This window comes from Undibacterium paludis (genome assembly GCF_022568815.1).
Lineage (GTDB): Bacteria > Pseudomonadota > Gammaproteobacteria > Burkholderiales > Burkholderiaceae_D > Undibacterium.
Map to the genome: position 1 here is coordinate 202511 of NZ_JAKZHX010000005.1, position 17697 is coordinate 220207.

The 17697-nt window shown below is 55.2% G+C and carries 13 protein-coding genes; 5 read left to right on the forward strand and 8 right to left on the reverse strand.

The annotated features are described in order from the left end of the window. Positions 1-28: 28 nt before the first annotated feature. The 3 genes from LZ463_RS10655 to LZ463_RS10665 all read right to left on the reverse strand — a co-directional run bounded on the left by LZ463_RS10655 (position 29) and on the right by LZ463_RS10665 (position 3736). Positions 29-1201: a Cut8/STS1 family protein gene (locus LZ463_RS10655; RefSeq protein WP_241455607.1), complete on the reverse strand. Its 1173-nt coding sequence runs from the start codon at positions 1199-1201 to the stop codon at positions 29-31. A gap of 61 nt (positions 1202-1262) precedes the next feature. Then, complete coding sequence (locus LZ463_RS10660; RefSeq protein ID WP_241455608.1) at positions 1263-2147, reverse strand: hypothetical protein; 885 nt, start codon at positions 2145-2147, stop codon at positions 1263-1265. A 725-nt stretch (positions 2148-2872) separates the two neighbouring features. Next, positions 2873-3736 carry an MBL fold metallo-hydrolase gene (locus LZ463_RS10665; protein ID WP_241455609.1) on the reverse strand — a complete coding sequence of 288 codons (864 nt, stop codon included), beginning with the start codon at positions 3734-3736 and terminating at the stop codon, positions 2873-2875. A gap of 121 nt (positions 3737-3857) precedes the next feature. Between LZ463_RS10665 and LZ463_RS10670 the strand changes: the two genes are divergently transcribed. Beyond that, complete coding sequence (locus LZ463_RS10670; RefSeq protein WP_241455610.1) at positions 3858-4748, forward strand: LysR family transcriptional regulator; 891 nt, start codon at positions 3858-3860, stop codon at positions 4746-4748. Next, positions 4749-5093 (forward strand): hypothetical protein, encoded by a 345-nt coding sequence (locus LZ463_RS10675; RefSeq protein ID WP_241455611.1) that lies wholly within the window; start codon positions 4749-4751, stop codon positions 5091-5093. Between the two features lie 11 nt (positions 5094-5104). Here LZ463_RS10675 and LZ463_RS10680 read toward each other — a convergent pair whose 3' ends face one another. Together LZ463_RS10680 and LZ463_RS10685 are read right to left on the reverse strand one after the other, a co-directional pair. Next, a complete protein-coding gene (locus LZ463_RS10680) occupies positions 5105-6211 on the reverse strand; it encodes a patatin-like phospholipase family protein (RefSeq protein ID WP_241455612.1) in 1107 nt (368 codons plus the stop codon). A 76-nt stretch (positions 6212-6287) separates the two neighbouring features. Next, positions 6288-6485, reverse strand: a complete 198-nt coding sequence (locus LZ463_RS10685) for a hypothetical protein (protein WP_241455613.1) — start codon at positions 6483-6485, stop codon at positions 6288-6290. 286 nt (positions 6486-6771) lie between these two features. Between LZ463_RS10685 and LZ463_RS10690 the strand changes: the two genes are divergently transcribed. From LZ463_RS10690 to LZ463_RS10700, 3 genes are all read left to right on the forward strand, one after another. Next, a complete protein-coding gene (locus LZ463_RS10690; protein WP_241455614.1) occupies positions 6772-10110 on the forward strand; it encodes a hypothetical protein in 3339 nt (1112 codons plus the stop codon). After that, the gene (locus LZ463_RS10695) at positions 10107-11762 is read left to right on the forward strand and encodes an SWIM zinc finger family protein (protein WP_241455615.1); all 1656 of its coding nucleotides are present in this window, start codon (positions 10107-10109) and stop codon (positions 11760-11762) included. The genes LZ463_RS10690 and LZ463_RS10695 overlap by 4 nt, the downstream gene beginning before the upstream one ends. Before the next feature lie 527 nt (positions 11763-12289). Beyond that, on the forward strand, positions 12290-14266 hold the full coding sequence (locus LZ463_RS10700) for a reverse transcriptase family protein (protein WP_241455616.1): 1977 nt from the start codon (positions 12290-12292) through the stop codon (positions 14264-14266). A gap of 566 nt (positions 14267-14832) precedes the next feature. Here the strand turns inward: LZ463_RS10700 and LZ463_RS10705 are convergent. The 3 genes from LZ463_RS10705 to LZ463_RS10715 all read right to left on the reverse strand — a co-directional run bounded on the left by LZ463_RS10705 (position 14833) and on the right by LZ463_RS10715 (position 17459). Continuing rightward, entirely contained in the window at positions 14833-15582 is a 750-nt protein-coding gene (locus LZ463_RS10705) for a hypothetical protein (RefSeq protein WP_241455617.1), read from the reverse strand. Between the two features lie 365 nt (positions 15583-15947). Beyond that, entirely contained in the window at positions 15948-16418 is a 471-nt protein-coding gene (locus LZ463_RS10710) for a cache domain-containing protein (protein WP_241455618.1), read from the reverse strand. Between the two features lie 276 nt (positions 16419-16694). Next, the gene (locus LZ463_RS10715) at positions 16695-17459 is read right to left on the reverse strand and encodes a creatininase family protein (protein ID WP_241455619.1); all 765 of its coding nucleotides are present in this window, start codon (positions 17457-17459) and stop codon (positions 16695-16697) included. Positions 17460-17697 lie beyond the last annotated feature (238 nt).

The window sequence follows — 17697 nt, forward strand, 5'->3', positions numbered from 1 at the left end:
TTATCTCCTGGGCATCTGTGCTGTCTTATCAAGATATGTTTGCATTGACGACTTTGGTCATCTGCGATTGCGAAACCACTTGTGTGGGCACTGGCGTCATGAGCGTATTGCACAAGGTTTGCAGGGCATCGTAGTCAGACTTGACGTAGGCAGCATCACTTGCCAGATCGTCGGCGCTGGCATTGGAAGTCACGTCATTGATGAAGCTGTCAATGTCTGCTGCGGCTGCAACAAAATCATCTTTCATCGACAACAGTTCTTTTGAAATCGCCTCCGCCGCGTCAACACCGGTACCCAGTTGGGCCACGGCATTCTTGATCGAATACAGCGGGTGCAGGATGGCCTGTTCATCCTCGGTCAATCCCAGGTTTTGCATGTCGGTGTTTTTTTGTGCGATATCCGCCGCCTTCTTGCCGACCATCTCGACCTCGCCAAAAGCGGTGAGGCCCGCTGCTGCCCAGCCGATCGGGTTCCAGAAATTAGTGATGGCGATCAGGCCGCCGACGACGCCTACCGACACCTCACCGAAGGTCAGCCAGTTGATGTCTTTCTGCAGCGATGCAATGTCTGCATTGAGCGAATCGACCTGGTCGCTCAATTGCTTGGCAGCCTGCGCTTCGGTTAATGTCGACAGGTTCAGCACCTTGCCATCCGCTGGCGGGATTGCGCTTTGCAACGACTGGAAGTCGGTGTTCAGCTTGGCTTCCCAGCTTTGCAGTGATTTGACGGCACTGTCGGTGTTGGTGTGCGCGGTCTGTACGCTCGATTCCAGACGGGTTGCGTTCTGCGCCATACGCTGGAGCAATGAGGACAGCTGGTCACGGTCCAGTGTGCCGCCTTTTTTATAATCGATAATAGACTGAGTGATCTGACCTATCGTGATTTCGCTGTGACGGGTATAGGTGGCGGCGGCCGTGACCACGTCTGTGATGCCGTTGATCTGGGTCGACAGCCCGCTGGCCGTTGCCTGCGCCGCCTTGAAATCAGCGCCAAGTTGCGTGATTGCCGCGTTGGCGGCATTGGTCACGCTGGCTGGAACGTTGTCATTGGCGGGTAACTGCGGGGGCACACCGACAGAGGTAATGTAGTTCACAAAGGCTTGCATGATCTGCTGATAGGCGCCAATGCTGCCTATGTTCTGTTGCAATTTGCCGGTGCCTAGTTTAGCAGCGAGGACGGATGTGTTGGTTGTTGTGGCCATGATGTATTACTCCTGATTTAAGAATTCGTTGGTGATAAAAATGTGCGCGAATAATTCGCGTTCAAGAAACTTTGGCGAGTGTGGCTGCCACGGCTTGCCAATCTGATTTGGCATAGTCAAGGTCCGCTTCGACATCGGCGGGGGTGGTATCTGCAAGCAGCGTTTCGAGGTCTTGCTGCAAGGTTCCTATCCCGTCGGCCATGCTGCGCCAGCTTACTTCCAGGGCTGTCGCCACCGACGAGATATCGCCAAGCCGACCAACCATCTGTGACAGCCCGTTGATGGCATTGTTGTTGAGCAAGAGGACATATTCAGCCTGCCGGATCTCGCCTGCGGTCTCTTCAAGTTCATCCCTGAGGTGACCAAATGCCATCTGGAAGGCATGTCCGATCTGTTCGCAGCAATTGCCGCTGGTCATGTCGTGCATCTGCTGTTCCAGGCTTTGCGCCTTTTGCTGCAGGCTCTCATCTTCCTGTTCCAGTTTCTGCTTGTAACTGTTCAGTGCGGCCGAAGCGTTGTCCGCAGTATTCTGAAAATTGGTCAGCATCTGGCTGGCATTGTTTGCTGCCGCCTGGATCGCCGTGGCCCCGATCTCCAGCGCGTTGAAGTTGCCGCTGAGCAGAACATGCAGCATGAAGCCCGATTGCCCCTGCACCTGGTCGGCTGCCTGGTCAAGATCGCTGATGAATGCGGACATCCGAGCGGCGACCAACTCCAGGTCCTGCCTGGCAGTCTGTCCCATGTTCAATAACGGAAAAACGAACTGCGACAAGAGTGGTGCGAGTTGCTGTTGAACCGGTCCGGGGGCGTTTTGGACGATCTCAACCGTCTGTCTCAGCATGGCTTGCGCCGTGATCATCGACTGCAGGTTGTCGGCCAGTTTTGTAGTCTGTACGGCAACACCGGGAGGCGGTGAAAGTGATGTGCGAAAAATGTCAGTACTCAAGATAAACTCCTTCATTCGTACGTCAATGAAATGAATGGGGCAGGCTCGTCATCTGCGTCACCCCACTCGGTCGCCATGCACATCCATACCGGATGGATGCAATGGGTTAAAACAGGAAAATTGCGTTTCCTAAATGTCTTTATTGCAATCTATGTGCCAGTAGGGAAAGCGTTACTTTTCACAGGAAAACATCACTTTGGCGTATAAAGATATTATTTTTACATGTCAAAGAAATATTTTTTACGCGTAAAATATGCATAGCGACGCGTGTGAGACCGTCAGTAGAAGTCCGATTGTTCGGATGTATGGAGCAGGTGAATTTGACAGGGAACTGTGCAAACCTTGATTGGGGATTGGGGATTGGGGATTGGGGATTGGGGATTGGTTGAATCACTGGTCAGCATGGCACATCAATCAGTGATCAACGAACGCCGCTGTGCTCCTGCCTGCGCAGGAGCGACAATTTTGAGGCTGGCGATATTGCATCTACCTGCGTACATCTACCTGCGATGCAGTGCCAACTGATATGGAAGGTGAATCACGCTCCTGTGTATTCGAATTGCCGGATTGCAGCTGACAACCTCACACCCGTCGCTCCTGCGCAGGCAGGAGCCCAGTGTCTTTCGTTGCTCACCCCAGCATTTCATCATGCCGTGGGCAATCAACTTTCACTACGAATTTGTGCACATTCATTTGTGCGCATTACGTCGAAGAAACATTCAATCTCACCACTTCATCTCACCCTTATTGACCTTGGCGCCAATATCAAGTGACAGGCCCGGTGGCGCATCTGGGTAAGCTTTTTTCATCGCATCGATCAGTTCTGCACCGGTCTTGGTGGCAGCGGCATTTTTTTCAAATGTCAGCAGGTAATTCTTGGTGTAGCTGATGGCGCTGGCGTCAATGGCGGTGCCTTGCTTCATGTGGCCGGGGACGACGATTTGCGGTTTCAGTGCGGCCATTTCATCAAGTTGCGCCACCCAGGCGCTGCGTTCTGCGGTGGTCTGGGTGTCGGCGGTCCAGACGTGGATGTTGCCGAATACACCGATGTTGCCGACGATGGCCTTGATTGATGGTATCCAGAAGTAAGGGCGGTGCGCGAGCAGGCCCTGGCTGCCGCGCAGTTCTACGGTTTCACCGTCGATACTGAGGCTGTTGCCTGTCAGGGCCTTGGGCAGGAAGGGTGTGCGTGGGGCGTTGGCGCCCATCTTTGGCCCCCAGAAGGCGACTTTGCCGGCGACCTTGGCTGTCAATTTTTCCAGCACGGCAGGGGTGGCGACGACTTCGGCCTGGGGGAAGATTTCTTTCAGCGCTTCAACGCCAAAGTAATAATCAGGGTCGGCCTGGCTGACCAGGATGGTCTTCAACTGCTTGCCACTGTCGAGCACGTTGGCGGCGATGCGCAGGGCGTCGGCGCGGGTGAAGCCGGCGTCGATGACCATGGCTTCTTTGTCGCCATAAACGAGGGTGGAATTGACGTTAAAACTGTTGCCGTCGGCATTGTAGACCTTGACCTGCAAGGGGCTGGCTGCCTGGGCAGAAGCAAAAGTGACGGCAAGGGTGGCGGCGATGAGAGTGGTGCGTAACATGGTGGGCTCCGGTTGTTGAGTTTGAGAATCCTGAACGATTCAGTACAGACAGTTTAATTTCAATTTCCGGCCAGATAAATTGGGTAAAATGCACATAACTGTTTCAAAAATCGAGCAAATTATGGACAGATTGACAGCAATGCGGGTGTTTTGCGAGGTGGCGGCAAGCGGCAGCTTTAGTGCGACAGCGGACAAGCTGGACATGTCGCGCGCCATGGTGACGCGCTATGTCAGCGAGCTGGAAGCCTGGCTGCAAGCCCGCCTGTTGCAAAGAACTACGCGCAGCGTGACCCTGACTGATGCCGGTGAACAATGCCTGCGGCGCAGCCAGCAGATGCTGGCGCTGATGGATGACATGGAAGAAGAAACCAGCAGTGACGATGCCGAACTGCGCGGCCAGTTGCGGCTGACCTGCAGCATGTCGTTTGCCTTCAGCCATCTGGCGCAGGCGATCAGCAGGTTCCTGTCACAACACCCCAGGCTGAAGATAGACCTGCATGTGGGCGATGGCGCGCTCAACCTGGTGGAGGCGCGCATAGACCTGGCCATACGCATCAGCAGCGAGCCTGATCCCTTGCTGATCGCGCGGCCGCTGGCCGCCTGTGAATCGGTACTGGTTGCCAGCCCGGCCTATCTGCGCAAAATGGGTACACCGCAAAGACCAGAAGACCTGCTGGCGCACCGCTGCCTGAGCCATGCCAATTTTGGCAGAAACACCTGGCGTTTTACGCGCGGCGACGAGCAGGTTGCCATCGATATCAACAGCCATTTCAGCGCCAATGATGCCACGGTGCTGTTACAGGCCGCACTGGCCGACGGCGGCATCGCCATGCAGCCGACCTACCTGATGGCTGACCACCTGCAAACCGATGCACTGCAAACTGTGCTGCCAGGCTGGCAATTGCCCAGCATGAGTATCTACGCCCTCTTCCCTTCACGCCGGCATCTGTCGCCAGCAGTCAGGGCCTTGCTCGATTTTCTGGTCGCGGAATTTGCGGGCAGACCGTGGTGAATGGATCACAAAGCTGCTGGAATTAGTGATGCTCTTTCATCCCATGTCAAAGGGATGTTCAGGGGTTTATCCATTGATTCTGCTGCCACGACTCCTTTACCCAGGCAGGCCGCCACGACGAGACAGGCAAGACAGCGCATGGTTTTGACGCAAACTTTGAATGATTTCATGATTGTGCCCATTACTGGAGAGATGAAAGACAGGATGTCTTACCTGATGTTGCTTCATCAAACTGCAAACAGTTCATGGACAGATGGAGGCGGGGCAAGTTCCCCCTTTTATTGCGGCAGTCGTACCTGCAACGACTGCCGGGCAACGCGGTTGATGGCGGGACTTATCGTCTGAAGATCAGGTCTTCACTCCTGCACCAGTTCATGGATGACCAGTCCTGCATGCGGCGGCAGCGGCTTGAGCCAGGTTTTGTGACGCAGTGCCCGCTTGCAATCGTGGATGCCGGCAGCCCAACGGGTCTGCATGGTGCCCATGCTGAAATCAACGTCCTTGAAGTAATGATCATCAGGCAGAGCCTTCATGATCAGGTGGACGACATTGACGGTGTGATCGCAGCCCATCGCCATCAGCGGCTTGAGTTCTGCCTTATTGCGTTCAGCAGCTGGCAGGTGATGGCTCAGTTCGCGAATGGCGCGCTGCAGGTCCTGCAGTTTCTGATGGGTCAGCAAGTGTTCTTTTGAACGGCTGGCGTACTGAATGTTCTTGTAACGCGTCATGGCGTCAGCAATGGAAGCGGGGCGGGTTTCGGTCGGGTCCCACAGGTCTATCATGAAGCACAGGGCGTCGGCATTTCTTTCTTCTTCCAGGAACACTTCCAGTGGTGAATTGGAATACACGCCGCCATCCCAATAGGCGCGGTCGCCGATTTTGACAGGTGGGAAGCCAGGTGGCAGCGCACCGCTGGCCATGATGTGTTCAGGGAAAATGGTTTGTTTCTTGCTGTCGAAAATCACGCCCTGGCCATCGTCAATGTCAACGGCACACACACTGATGCGTATGGGGCTGTCGTTGAGATAATCAAAATCAACGTATTTTTCCAGCGTTGTTCTGAGTGGCGAAGTGTCGTAAAAACCGGTCTGGTCCAGCGGTACCCTGGCGTTGATGTCCCAGGCAGCGCCAAAGCGTGGCTTGAAAAAACCAGTCACGCCCTGCGTCAGGGCAGACAGGGTGCTGAAATTGCCGGCGATATTCATCCATGGTGTCATGGCAGGCCAGAAATTTTCGCGATGGACAGCATCGGGGGCCAGGCTGTCCCAGAAGGCATGCAATTGCCGGATACGGTTCTGCGGTTCGTTACCAGCAATCAGGGCGCTGTTAATCGCGCCGATGGAGGTGCCGATGACCCATTCGACCGGGACTTCGGCTTCGTGCAATTGCTCATAGACGCCGGCCTGGTAAGCACCCAGGGCGCCGCCGCCCTGCAATATCAATACTGTGTTCTGGTCAGCCATTTACTTGCTCGTGATCAATAAATACCGATGATGCAGGAAAGGAGGGCCGCGTTACGGCCAGGTGCAGACGTAAACCTCAGACAAAGCCGCCAAGTTGCGCCAGCTTGTGTTCTTCACCGTCATGTGTCACGGAAAACACGTCGACCTGGTAAGGTGCATTGAGTTCATGGCGCAGCTTGGCTCCATGGCTGACAGCTGCCAGGAAGTCGTCACCGGCTTCGGTTACATTGGTGATGTGACTTTCATTGTTGCGGGAGATCAGACGGTAATGCATGGTTTTTCCTGTCAAAAAATAGGGGTAAAAAATAGGGGTAAAGAATACAGATAAAGAACTGCAGGATTGACTGCCACCTTCATTCTAACATGGCGGGATTTTACCCATCCCTGCCGGATGTGTGCTTTTGTAGCTAAAAGTAAGTATCTATTGCAGCAAGAAATAAAGATGACATAATGCTTCGCTTTTATAGCCAGGTACAGTCAGGTGCAGTGGCAAACCTTCTTGCCGCACGTTGCATTGCCTTGCCATGGCTATCGTCATTATCTTGGGTCGGAGCTTGTTTATGCAAGGCATGATTAAACTGGTAAAACTGGTACGCAGCAAGCCGTCTGTGCGGCATTGTGAAATCGAGTTATGCCAGGCGCCACAGGCAGAAGGACAAGCCGCGCTGTACCTGGTCAACCTGCGCGAAGGCAGCCCTGATGCCGAATGGCAAGAGAGCAGCAAGACGCCCTTCCCTGTCAGCCTCGACAAAGCACAGAATATCTTTTCCGCGCTGCTGGCCAGCAAGCTGGAACAGGGTTATGCAGATACGGCAGCCGACAGCCCGCCTGATGTTGCGCCCACGACAACTGCCAGGGATGATGCCATGCAGTGGGGACACTCATCACAGACCCTGGTGCAAAAGATTGCCAAACCACAGTCTCAGCAAGAGCAGGAAAAGATCCTGCTTGACCGCCTGCATCCGCGCGCCTGGTCTGGCCTGTCCCGTGCGGAACGCAGCCGCACCGTCTGGCGCATAGGCGAGCGCCGCCTGGCTGCCGCCGTGCCACGCCTGGTCGAGCTGATTGCCAGCGGTGAACCTATTCTCGACTATTGCATCGCCCACGCCATAGGCCGTTGTGGTGATGCCGGTGCTGCGCAAGCCATGCATGAGCTGAGCCAGCGCTCCAAAGATGAGCACGTCAGGCACATTGCCCTGCATGCCTGGCTGGCCCTGTGCAGTACAGAAGAACGCCAGAACCATGCACGCAGCCTGCTGGGCCAGTGGCCAGCGGACTTGCACGATGCCTGGCTGGCAGCGCATGAAAAAAGCGATGTCGATGCAGGTCTGCAAGAACTGGTGCTGTGCCTGCTGTCGGCCAAGAACTGGAAGCATTGGCGCCATGACGACTGGCTGGAGCAGCTTGACTGCATGGCCCAGGCCGGCATCTATGCACTGGCGCGACCGCTGTTGGTGCAACAGTTGAAGAACTTGCCGGTCAGCCTGCTGGTGTACCGTGCCTTCCGGCATCTTTACAAGCTGGCAGAATTCCGTGCTGATGCAGAGCTGTTTGGCGTCCTGCATCAACGCTTTGAAAAGTCCTGGCCGCTGTTTGCACCAGCCGCTCATGACAGCCATGTCTATCTGGACAGACGCTATGTCAGATACTCTGATGAAGTCAAAAAGCCCAATACCCGGGTTGCTTATTCCAAGCTGACGCGTGACTACCTGCGCCGCCGCAGCTGGCGTACCCTGCGCCGTCTGGGCGCATTGTCCAGCCCGGATTTTGTCCACATGGCGACCGGTGTCCTGCTGGCCTGTGACGATGTGCAGGCAGACAAACCGCATATCCAGCGCCTGATGGAATGGAACCGCCAGCGCCGCGCCTATGATGTAGAGCTGCGCTACAACGGCCCCTATGCCAGCTGGATGGTGTTCAACCACTTGCTGCACCGGCATGACAACCCTGACAATCCATTCACCACCAGCCGTACGGCACGCAAATGGTGGCAGGCCATCAGCCCGGAAGCAGCAGCCGACCCGGCCACTTATCCGGCTTACCCGCAGCGCGACAAGCGCCTTGAAGCCTACCCGCATTTATGGGACGCCGCCCCCGATCAGTTACTGCGTCTGTTGCAACGAAGCCAGTGCCTGGGTGTGCACGCCTTTGCCGCCAGGGCACTGATCGACAACAAGGATTTTTGTGTACAGCTCGAAGCAGGCACTTTACAGGGATTACTGCAAAGCCCTTACCTGCCGACCAAGGACTTTGCCTTCAGCAATATCAAGCTGCGTTTTGCCGGACAGACGCCGGACCTGAGCTGGCTCAGCATCCTGCTGACTGCTGATTATGAACCGGCAGCCGACTTTGCCCTTGACTACATCAGTCAAGCACCGGAACGCTATGCCCAGGATGCCGGCCTCTTGCTGACCATGATCGTCAGCCCCATGCCACGCGTGCGTGCCGCCTGCCGCCTGCTGGCGCAAAGTGCCGTAGCGGCGACGCGTGCAATCCTGCTCAATCACATGCTGCATTGGGCCAACACCAGCCGCTTGCAGGATACGCAAGCCGCACCGCTACTAAATGACCTGCAGTGGCTGATCCAAAACCTGCTGGACTATCACGTGGCGCAATTGCCGGATGCTGACCTGCTGGCCTGGTGCAATCTCTTGCTGGCACAGCAGTTCTGGCAACAGGTGCTGGTGACCGACGTCCTGCTGGCCCATCCGGCAGGCATTGCCCATATCGCACCAGATACCTTGCGTGATCTGTTGCAGCATGCCGACCCTGGCCGGCAAAGCCTGGGCAGCCGTCTGTTTGCCGCCCTGCCCGCCAGCATCTTGCAGGAGCAGCCCGACCTGGTCGCCAGCCTGGCCACTGCCAGCGATGCCCGCGTCAGGGCTGCCATGACGCCGGTGATTACACAGCTTGCGACGCACACGGCATTTACTGACAGGCTGCTACCCCACCTGATTGACGTCATGTTCCGCAGCGATATTGCTGATGAAAATGCCAGCGTACATGCCGACATCATCCAATGGTGCCAAGGCCCCTTGCTGACGGCAACGCTGGCCCTGCCTGCGGATATGCAGTGGCGTCTGTTGCAGGCGCGCAGCCAAGGTGCGCAAGAGCTGGGTTGTATCTTGCTCGCACATGCGCAAGGTACACTGGCTGCCAGCCTCAGTGTGCTGCAATGGGCCTTGCTCGGCAGGCATGCGATCTTGCAGGTGCGCCTGCAGGCGCAAACTTATTTCACTACTCACCTGGCAGAAGTCAGGCAGCAACTGAACGATGCCCTGCGCATACTGGATACGCGCTGGCCGGAAACAAGAGCTTTTGCAACGGATTATTTCGCCAGCCATATCACTGCGGAAGAATGGACACTGAACCAGCTGCTGGCCCTGTGCGACCACCAGCAAGCCGCAGTGCAAAGACTGGGCAGACAATTGATCACCCGTCATTTCCGCGTGGAAGAAGCGGCAGATTATGTGCTGAACCTGAGCCAGCATCCGGCCGCCAGCATGCAACTGTTTGTCAGCCAGTGGCTGGAGCAGAGCGTCAGCAATGCGCCTGACATGACGCAGGCATTGCAGCATCTGCAGCAATTGCGGCCTTACTTCCTGAGCGTGCTGTCGCATGTCAACAAGGCGCGTACGGTCAAGAACCGCGTCATCCATTTCCTGCAAGGCCAGGGCTTGCTGTCGGAAGATCATGCCCGTTTTGTCGCGCAGATTTTTACCCGTCAGGTCCTGACCGTGGCGATACAGGACAAGGCCCAGTACATACTCGGCCTGACACAGTTGCAGGCACAGTACCCAGCCGTGGCCCAGGCGGATGACTGGCCCTTGCAGGTGATGGCACCGAGAAACCATGTCACTGGCAACACCATAGACAACACGATTGCGGAGTCCGCATGAAGTTTCAATACCGCTATTTTGGCAACAGTCAGGTCAATGACAGCGCCACGGCAACGTCCATGCAGTTTGCGCCGGACACTCTACGCACGCCAACTTATTTTGCTGCCACCCTGCAACCTTCACTGGCCCTGGCCTACCGCGAAGGTATCAGCGCCCTGCATGACGTGGTGGTATCTGACCTGCGCACCCAGCCCAAGGATCGTACCGCCTATTTTGCCTGGCTGGCAGAAAACGAAGCCAGCCTGCTGGCCGACTTCATGGCGCAGGAAAAAGAGCTGTCAGCCAGGGTCAAGCTCTTGCGTTCAGAACTGACCAAGGTGCAGGAAGAAAAGTTCAGGCTGATGCAACCTTTCTACAAGGCCCAGCGCGCCTACTTTGATTACCTGTACAAAGAAAACCGTGACATGTGGATCGTCCTCGACCCGGTCATCACTGTGCATCCGGACAAGGTATTCTTTGAATGTTTCAGCCGCGATGAGTCAACCTATGCCAGCCTCAGTTGTCGCCATGATGTATTCAGGCACCTCGGTGAATTTTCTTGCGGCACGACCAATATCGATTACTCCGAAGACCTGTACCAGGAATTCCAGAAGATACGCGCCTACAAGGAGACCCGCTTTGAAATCCAGGCCGACGGCTTCAAGGTGCAGACCGGCAAGGACGATCAGTACCATGAGGCCAAGATAGACCTGCCTGACAGCTGGATGCGCGGCTTTTTACAGGTCAGCACGGCCATGTCACTGCCTGCCCACAGGCTGACATTGCACCCCATGGATGTGCACAGCATCTGCCATGTCCTGCGCCGCAAGACGGAACGCGTGGGACCACGCTCGATACGTTTCATCCTTGAACCTGGCCAGCCGGTACAGATGCTGTTTGAACCCTGGGGCGTCAAACTGGTGTGTCAGCGTTCCATCTTTACCGGCAAGAACGCGGCAGAAGTCCGCATCTGGGGCCGTCGTCGCCTGCTGACGCTGGAAAGACTGATCGCCGTCGCCGACAGCTTCAGCGTTATGTTGATGGGTACGGGCCTGCCCAGCTTCTGGATTGCCCATCTGCCTGACATGGACTACACCCTTGGCCTGTCCGGCTGGACTGCCAATGACTGGTCACGCGCCGGGCAGTTTGATTTGCTGGCGCCAAGGCTGGATGTTGACGCCGCGACTTCGCAGGCGGTGGCCCATGCCTTGTCCACGCGCTGGTCAGCCAGTACCGATAATCTGGCGCAGCAGCTGCAAATTGACAGCAAGCTGGTGGCCTCTGCCCTGACTGGCCTGATGCAGGCCGGGCGTGTGGTGTATGACGCCGCTGACGATGTAGCCCGCTGGCGCGACCTGGTGCGCGAACCAATTGATGTAGCCAGCCTGCGCTTTGCCAGCGAGCGCGAATCGCTGGCCGCCCGGCTGGTGCACAAAAACCTGCTGCTTGATTTGCAGTCTGCCAGAATTGCCGATGGCGGCATGGAATGGCAGGCCAGTGTCAGCGCCAACATGGAAAACACCAAAAAACTGCGCAAGACCATGATCAGGCTGGACAATGATGACAGACTGGTCGACGGGCTTTGCAGTTGTGATTTCTATGTACGCAACCGTATGTTCCGCGGGCCTTGCGAGCATATGCTGGCCGTGCGGCAGGTGGCGAACGGGAAGTGAGTGGTTTGATTTGCAGCTCCGTAGGTTGGGCTAATGCTCTATCAGCCCAACGATTGCTAGCCGTGTACGTTTTTGACGACCGGGTATTGGGCTGATAAGGCGCTAGCCCAACCTGCGAGGTCTGACCCAGGCTGCAAAAACATCAACCCTGGACAACTCAGGCATCAATAAGTAATTTTTTGTAAGCAGCAAACAGTACGCATTTACAGGAGGTAGCTTAGTCAGTAAAATCGCAGCAGGCAGGAAGGCTCTTGCAATCCGGATGGTGTATCGCCATTCATGTAGTTTGCTTAGCTATGCATCACTGAGTTTCTCTTCACTGTGCCGTATCACACTACCGGCGCAATGACGATGTGGATTCCGTGAACCCCATTCGCGCCGGTAGTGCGATACGGCGTCGAGTGGAGCCTCTCAGTCTGAAGGCTCTTCGATGAGCTTCCTGCCGCTTTCCTTTTTACTGACTGACTCACCGTTTTTTGAACACAAGAGTCTTCCTGCGATCAGGCAGGGATGATGAGTCCAGAGTCATGACACAACAACAGCAATCAGCACCGGTAAAACCGCTGTCCCAGATGACACGCGATGAGCTGTACGCCCATCTGCGCACAACCACCAAAGACGCCGTGGTCCTGCAAGAGATGCGCCGCCTCGGGTTCTGGCCCGCTGATACCGGCAAGCCGACACTGACGGATGAAATCATTACGCGCGAAGCGGAACTGAGCACGACCCTGCGTGCACTCAGCGAGCAACTGCACCGTGTACAAGACCCCAAGGCGGCCCTGCGTGAAATGCGCAGGCAACGCATGGCGGCAGCAAAAGAAAAACGCGAACAGACCCGCCAGAAACATGCGCAACTGCGCTACGCCAAGGCGCTGGCCTGGCAAGAAAAGCGCAAGACCGATATCGTTTATCTGGGGGAAGGTGTTTCCGGCGGTCTCAACTATACCGCTACCAACACCGACAAGCTGGCCCGTCATCAATTGCCCTTGCTGCAAAGCGCAAGCGAGCTGGCAACGGCGATAGGCATACCGCTGGCAGAATTGCGCTTCATGAGTTTTCAGCGCCAGGTCAGCCAGGTCAGTCATTACCAGCGTTTTGCCATCCCCAAAAAAACCGGCGGCCAGCGCATCATCTCTGCGCCCATGCCACGTCTGAAGCGCTGCCAGTACTGGGTGCTTGATCACATCCTGGCCAAAGTGCCTTGCCATCCGGCAGCCCATGGCTTCTTGCCGCAGCATTCCATACTCAGCAATGCCACGCCACATGTGGGCCAGGCTGTGGTCATCAATCTGGATTTGAAAGACTTCTTCCCCAGCATTGATTACCAGCGTGTCAAAGGGGTATTCAAGTCGCTTGGTTACGGCGACCATATTGCCACCGTGCTGGGCCTGCTGTGTACTGAGCAGGCCAGTGAAGAAGTGCGCGTCGACAGGCAGAAATACTATGTCGCCGGAAAAAAACGCAGCCTGCCGCAGGGTGCACCGTCGAGCCCCATGATCACCAATATCCTGTGCCATACACTCGATAAACGCCTGCATGCCGCAGCGACCAAGCTGGGTTTTGTCTACACCCGTTATGCCGACGACCTGACGTTTTCGAGCAAGCAAAAAGAACGACCACCGGTGGGCAAACTGTTGTGGCGCGTCAAGCAGATCATCGCCGATGAAGGCTTTACCCTGCACCCTGACAAGCAGCGCATCATGCGCTATAGCCAGAAGCAGGAAGTGACCGGTATCGTCGTCAACCATAGCCCGACCATCGACGCCAAGACCCTGCATCGCTTTCGCGCAACCGTACACCAGGTAGAAAAGAAAGGGCCAGCCGGTTTGCACTGGAATGGCAATACCGATGTGCTGGCCGCGCTGGAAGGTTATGCCCGCTATATCTGCATGGTCAACCCGGCCAAGGGCCAGCCCTGGCTGCAAAAGATAAAACAGCTGCGCGCCCAACATGCTGCCCCGGCAGTGACGCGCCCGACGAGGCCCAGCCTGCGTCAGCAGCTCGCTGAGGGCAAGACACCAGAGCGCGCCAACGGCCAGGACTGGTGGCAAATCAAAGAACCCGCTGCACCGGTACTGGAACTGACGACACAGCAAGTGGCTGAAGCGAAAAAAGCTCTCAAACAGGAAGCTGTGCAAGCGACCAAAGCAGCCAAAGCGTCCAGACAGGGTACGGCCACACCGGATTACGGACGTCAGCAAACAGCGGGCCGTACCGCACCGGTCAACCTGAATGTGAGCGCCGGCAATACCCGACCAGGGCAGGCAGATGATGGCAATCAGACCTATAACGCGACCGAGCAAAGCAAGCTGAACAACAAGCGTAACGCCAGGCTGTTTGCGATCCTCTTCCAGTTATTCTTATGCGTCTTCTTCACGCTGCAACTGAAGAGCCTGTACCCCGTGATCCTTGGCCTGCCTTTGCTGGCGCTCTCCATCATCAGTGGCCGTAGCAAGTTCATGTGGATCATGCTGGTACTGGTGGCTTGTGTGCTGTTCCGATAATGAAACCCCGGTGCGCACGCTCGCTACAGGTCGTCAACAGGTTCTAAGAAGGGAGCCTGGCGTCTGGCAAAAAACGTTTCGGGGAGCATCAGATTCGTGACGATGAAGATCTTGTCAGGCACGTCGATTACATTCATTGGAACCCGGTCAAACATGATCTGGTCAAGCGTGCCAATGATTGATTGTATCCAACATTTGACCGCTATGACAATGAAGGAATGCAGTCACCAGGTTGAGGGACAAGCGCAGCTTTACATGGTCCTGACAATGTCAGTGAATAAGTCAGCATGCACCGGTATTGAAATACAGTGGTGACACATCAGCGAACGGCATTTTTAAAATATTGTTATTTAATCGATCAATTTTCAATATTTTCATTTTTTTTGCCAGGCATGTCAGCTCAAGCCCGCCTTACTAACGGTATCAAAAGAGGGGGAGCCGGATGGCGATAAGGTGAGCGCCGACTTGCCGCTGTATCTGACTCGATACTAAAAAGGGGCAATGCTGCACGGTATTGCAGCACTACCCCCTTTTTGCATTCGTCTGGCTGCTGATCAACTTATTGATCAGGCGCGGCCAGAAAACGCGCTGTTGAGACGCTTGATCAAATCCCTGTTCAATGATTTGGTGTGTTTGTTCCAGTATTTCATCGCCTGCTTTATTTCTGCATGAGCAGTATCAGCCTTGTCACGCTGGCCAGCCTGCAAGGCCCAGATCGCATACTCTGCCTTGATTTCCATGCTGCCAAAACGACTTGTTGCCGCAGCCAGTTCTTCCCCGGCGTCTTGCTGGCGTCCGGCGTTGGCATAAGCTTGCGCCAATAGCAGCGACACTTGTTCAGGCTGATAAGCTGGCTGTTCCTGGCGTAATGCCGTCAGCAGGTCGATGGCGCCTGCTGCCTGGCCATGCATAAGCCTGGCATTTGCTGCGCCCAGACGTATGTCACCGGCATGGGCAAACGGGCCTTGCAGGCAAATATCATAGTGATGTACCGCCTGTGCAGTATCACCAGCGGCCAGGTAGGCGGCCGCCAGTACCATCTGGTTTTGTGCAGTCGGCACCAGGTCAAATTCTTTTTGTGCATCACGCAATCCACGCCCCGGGTCCAGGGTCTTGACAGCGGCATGCATGGTTTTGCGCACACCATGCTCTATGCGTGTCGATGGCAGGAACACTGCGAAGAAATACACCACGCTACCAAGCAAGGGGAACAGGAACAAAATCATCAGCCAGTATAGTTCACGACCGTGACGTACTGCATGAATGGCAAAAAACAAGGCTACCAGGACGTGTAGTCCAACTCCGATGTAAGGCATAAAAAATCAAATCCAGATAGAGGGAAAATAGAACAGCAGAACGAGCTGGTGATGGCGTTTACCAGAGCAGAAAACAGTTTCAGAATGACAGGATCAACATATCTGAAAACACACCAAGACAGCGATTTAACAGGCAAACCGCGGTATTTTATCAATTTTTATCGCTGAAGTGTGACTGCGCCCGAAGGCAATCTGTTTCATGTCGTTGCCGGCTTATCAGATGGTTTTTCAGATATCCCGAGGTGAATAGCAGCCATGGCATGGCTTGATTATTGCGCTGCGACTCTGCGGACGAAATTTATCAAACGGATAATTGCGGGTAGCAGCGCATCAAAGCCGTGGCGTCGCCCACCCGCATCAGGCGATTATTTATAAATACCACAGGCGAAATAAATGTCATCCACCCGCTCTACATAAGTGCTTTTCTGTTCCAGCGCCTTGGTGACGGGGTTCGGCCATTTGTAGTCTACCCAGCCCTTGCCTGCCTTGCTGCCGGCGACTTCATTGATTTCCTTGACGAAGAATTTACCATCGCCATCTCGCAATTCACCAAGTGGTTTGCCCAGCAGTTTGGGATTGCCGCCATGGGCCAGGGTCACGCCGCCGGGTTTGACTGTACCGGCAAAGACATATAAATCCTTGTAGATGAACTGGCCCTTGGGGTCATTGACGGCAGCATAGGTTTTTTCGGGACCATTGGCCTTGTAGAAGGCAATGACCTTCTTGATCATCTCGGTCGCGTCTTGCGCTGTGGCCCGGTCAGCGGCGAAGGCAGGCGCCTGCAGGAAGAATAAAACGGACAGGGCAAACAATGCAGTGCTGAAAAAGCGTTTCATGATGTCTCCTCGTTTATAGATATTCCCTCGGGCGCAAATGGCCGTTTGAGAGTGGTATATAAAGGTGGAAAAACCAGCTTGAGCTTTGCAGGCAAATACCCAGATCACAAAGTTCAAACCCGTTTGTCTTCACCTTGCCACAGGAGAAACAATAACAGATTTTTCAGTCAGAAAGTATAGTACGCTGAACTTGCCTTAACGATGATATGAAATCGATAAGATGAGTCAACAATATGAGTCGATAAGGCAAGTCGATAAAGCTTTATATCGCTGGTTTCAGGCAGGTTTGACCTGTGCACTGAACTCCCTGATATCCGTCAGCAGACCCTGCACTGCCGTGCTGATGATCTGCTGCCCCAGTTCTACTGTCGCCAGGCTTGAATCAGCGCCGATGCGGCCGTCAGGGAAGCGGGCGCGGTAATCAAGGGCGTCCAGGATAGGGCCGGTTGGCGGTATCTTTGGTGTCAGTTCCACTGTACGTACCTGGTCAGGATAAGCCGCGTAGGTGACGGCAATTTCTGATGGCGTGGCATGCGAACCGTGGCCTGCCGGGAACATCTCATGACAGAGCGCCGCCACACCGGGCAGATCCCACCAGTTGCGCAACTTCAGTGTCAGCGGACAAGTCTTGTTGTTGTACGAGTAGTGGGCATAAATCTGCGAGAAGGCGGCTTCGATGGTGGCGATATTGCCGCCATGGCCGTTCAAAAAATAAATGTGGTCAAAGCCGTGACGCGCCAGCGACAAAACCCAGTCTTCAATGGCAGCCATGAAGGTCGATGGCCGCAATGAAATTGTCCCGGCAAAACCCAGGTGATGCTGCGCCATGCCGATGTTGAAGGTGGGCGCCAGCATCATCGGTTCACTGCCTTGCAGCGCCACTTTCTCAGCAGCCGTGGCGATGATTTCAGGGCACATCCAGTCGGTACCCAGCAAGCCCATGGGACCATGCTGTTCGTTCGAGCCTATCGGGATGACGACAGTTTTGCAGCCAGCGATAAAGGCAGTGATTTCAGGCCAGGTGGAATAGGCAAGACGCATGTTTTTTTCTCACAAAAAGTTCAGGGCAATCAGACGGCCTGGAAGGACCGACAGGCAAACGGATGCGGCATCTTGCCTGATTTTTTTGAATGCGACAAATTTTTATTGCTGGCCAGACATAGCCCCGTGCGCAGCACGGAACCGGGGTGGAGGGAATCAGGAATCAGGTTAAAGGAATCAGGTTAAGGGAATCAGCACGGCTCGTTCCGGAAATTTCGGGGCCAGTTCCGGAAATTCC

Excerpts from the sequence above, each read along its gene's own strand:
- LZ463_RS10695 (WP_241455615.1), top strand. The coding sequence starts at position 10,107 with ATGAAGTTTCAATACCGCTATTTTGGCAACAGTCAGGTCAATGACAGC.
- LZ463_RS10705 (WP_241455617.1), bottom strand. The coding sequence starts at position 15,582 with ATGCCTTACATCGGAGTTGGACTACACGTCCTGGTAGCCTTGTTTTTT.
- LZ463_RS10680 (WP_241455612.1), bottom strand. The coding sequence starts at position 6,211 with ATGGCTGACCAGAACACAGTATTGATATTGCAGGGCGGCGGCGCCCTG.
- LZ463_RS10710 (WP_241455618.1), bottom strand. The coding sequence starts at position 16,418 with ATGAAACGCTTTTTCAGCACTGCATTGTTTGCCCTGTCCGTTTTATTC.
- LZ463_RS10665 (WP_241455609.1), bottom strand. The coding sequence starts at position 3,736 with ATGTTACGCACCACTCTCATCGCCGCCACCCTTGCCGTCACTTTTGCT.
- LZ463_RS10715 (WP_241455619.1), bottom strand. The coding sequence starts at position 17,459 with ATGCGTCTTGCCTATTCCACCTGGCCTGAAATCACTGCCTTTATCGCT.
- LZ463_RS10670 (WP_241455610.1), top strand. The coding sequence starts at position 3,858 with ATGGACAGATTGACAGCAATGCGGGTGTTTTGCGAGGTGGCGGCAAGC.
- LZ463_RS10675 (WP_241455611.1), top strand. The coding sequence starts at position 4,749 with ATGGATCACAAAGCTGCTGGAATTAGTGATGCTCTTTCATCCCATGTC.
- LZ463_RS10655 (WP_241455607.1), bottom strand. The coding sequence starts at position 1,201 with ATGGCCACAACAACCAACACATCCGTCCTCGCTGCTAAACTAGGCACC.
- LZ463_RS10700 (WP_241455616.1), top strand. The coding sequence starts at position 12,290 with ATGACACAACAACAGCAATCAGCACCGGTAAAACCGCTGTCCCAGATG.
- LZ463_RS10685 (WP_241455613.1), bottom strand. The coding sequence starts at position 6,485 with ATGCATTACCGTCTGATCTCCCGCAACAATGAAAGTCACATCACCAAT.
- LZ463_RS10690 (WP_241455614.1), top strand. The coding sequence starts at position 6,772 with ATGCAAGGCATGATTAAACTGGTAAAACTGGTACGCAGCAAGCCGTCT.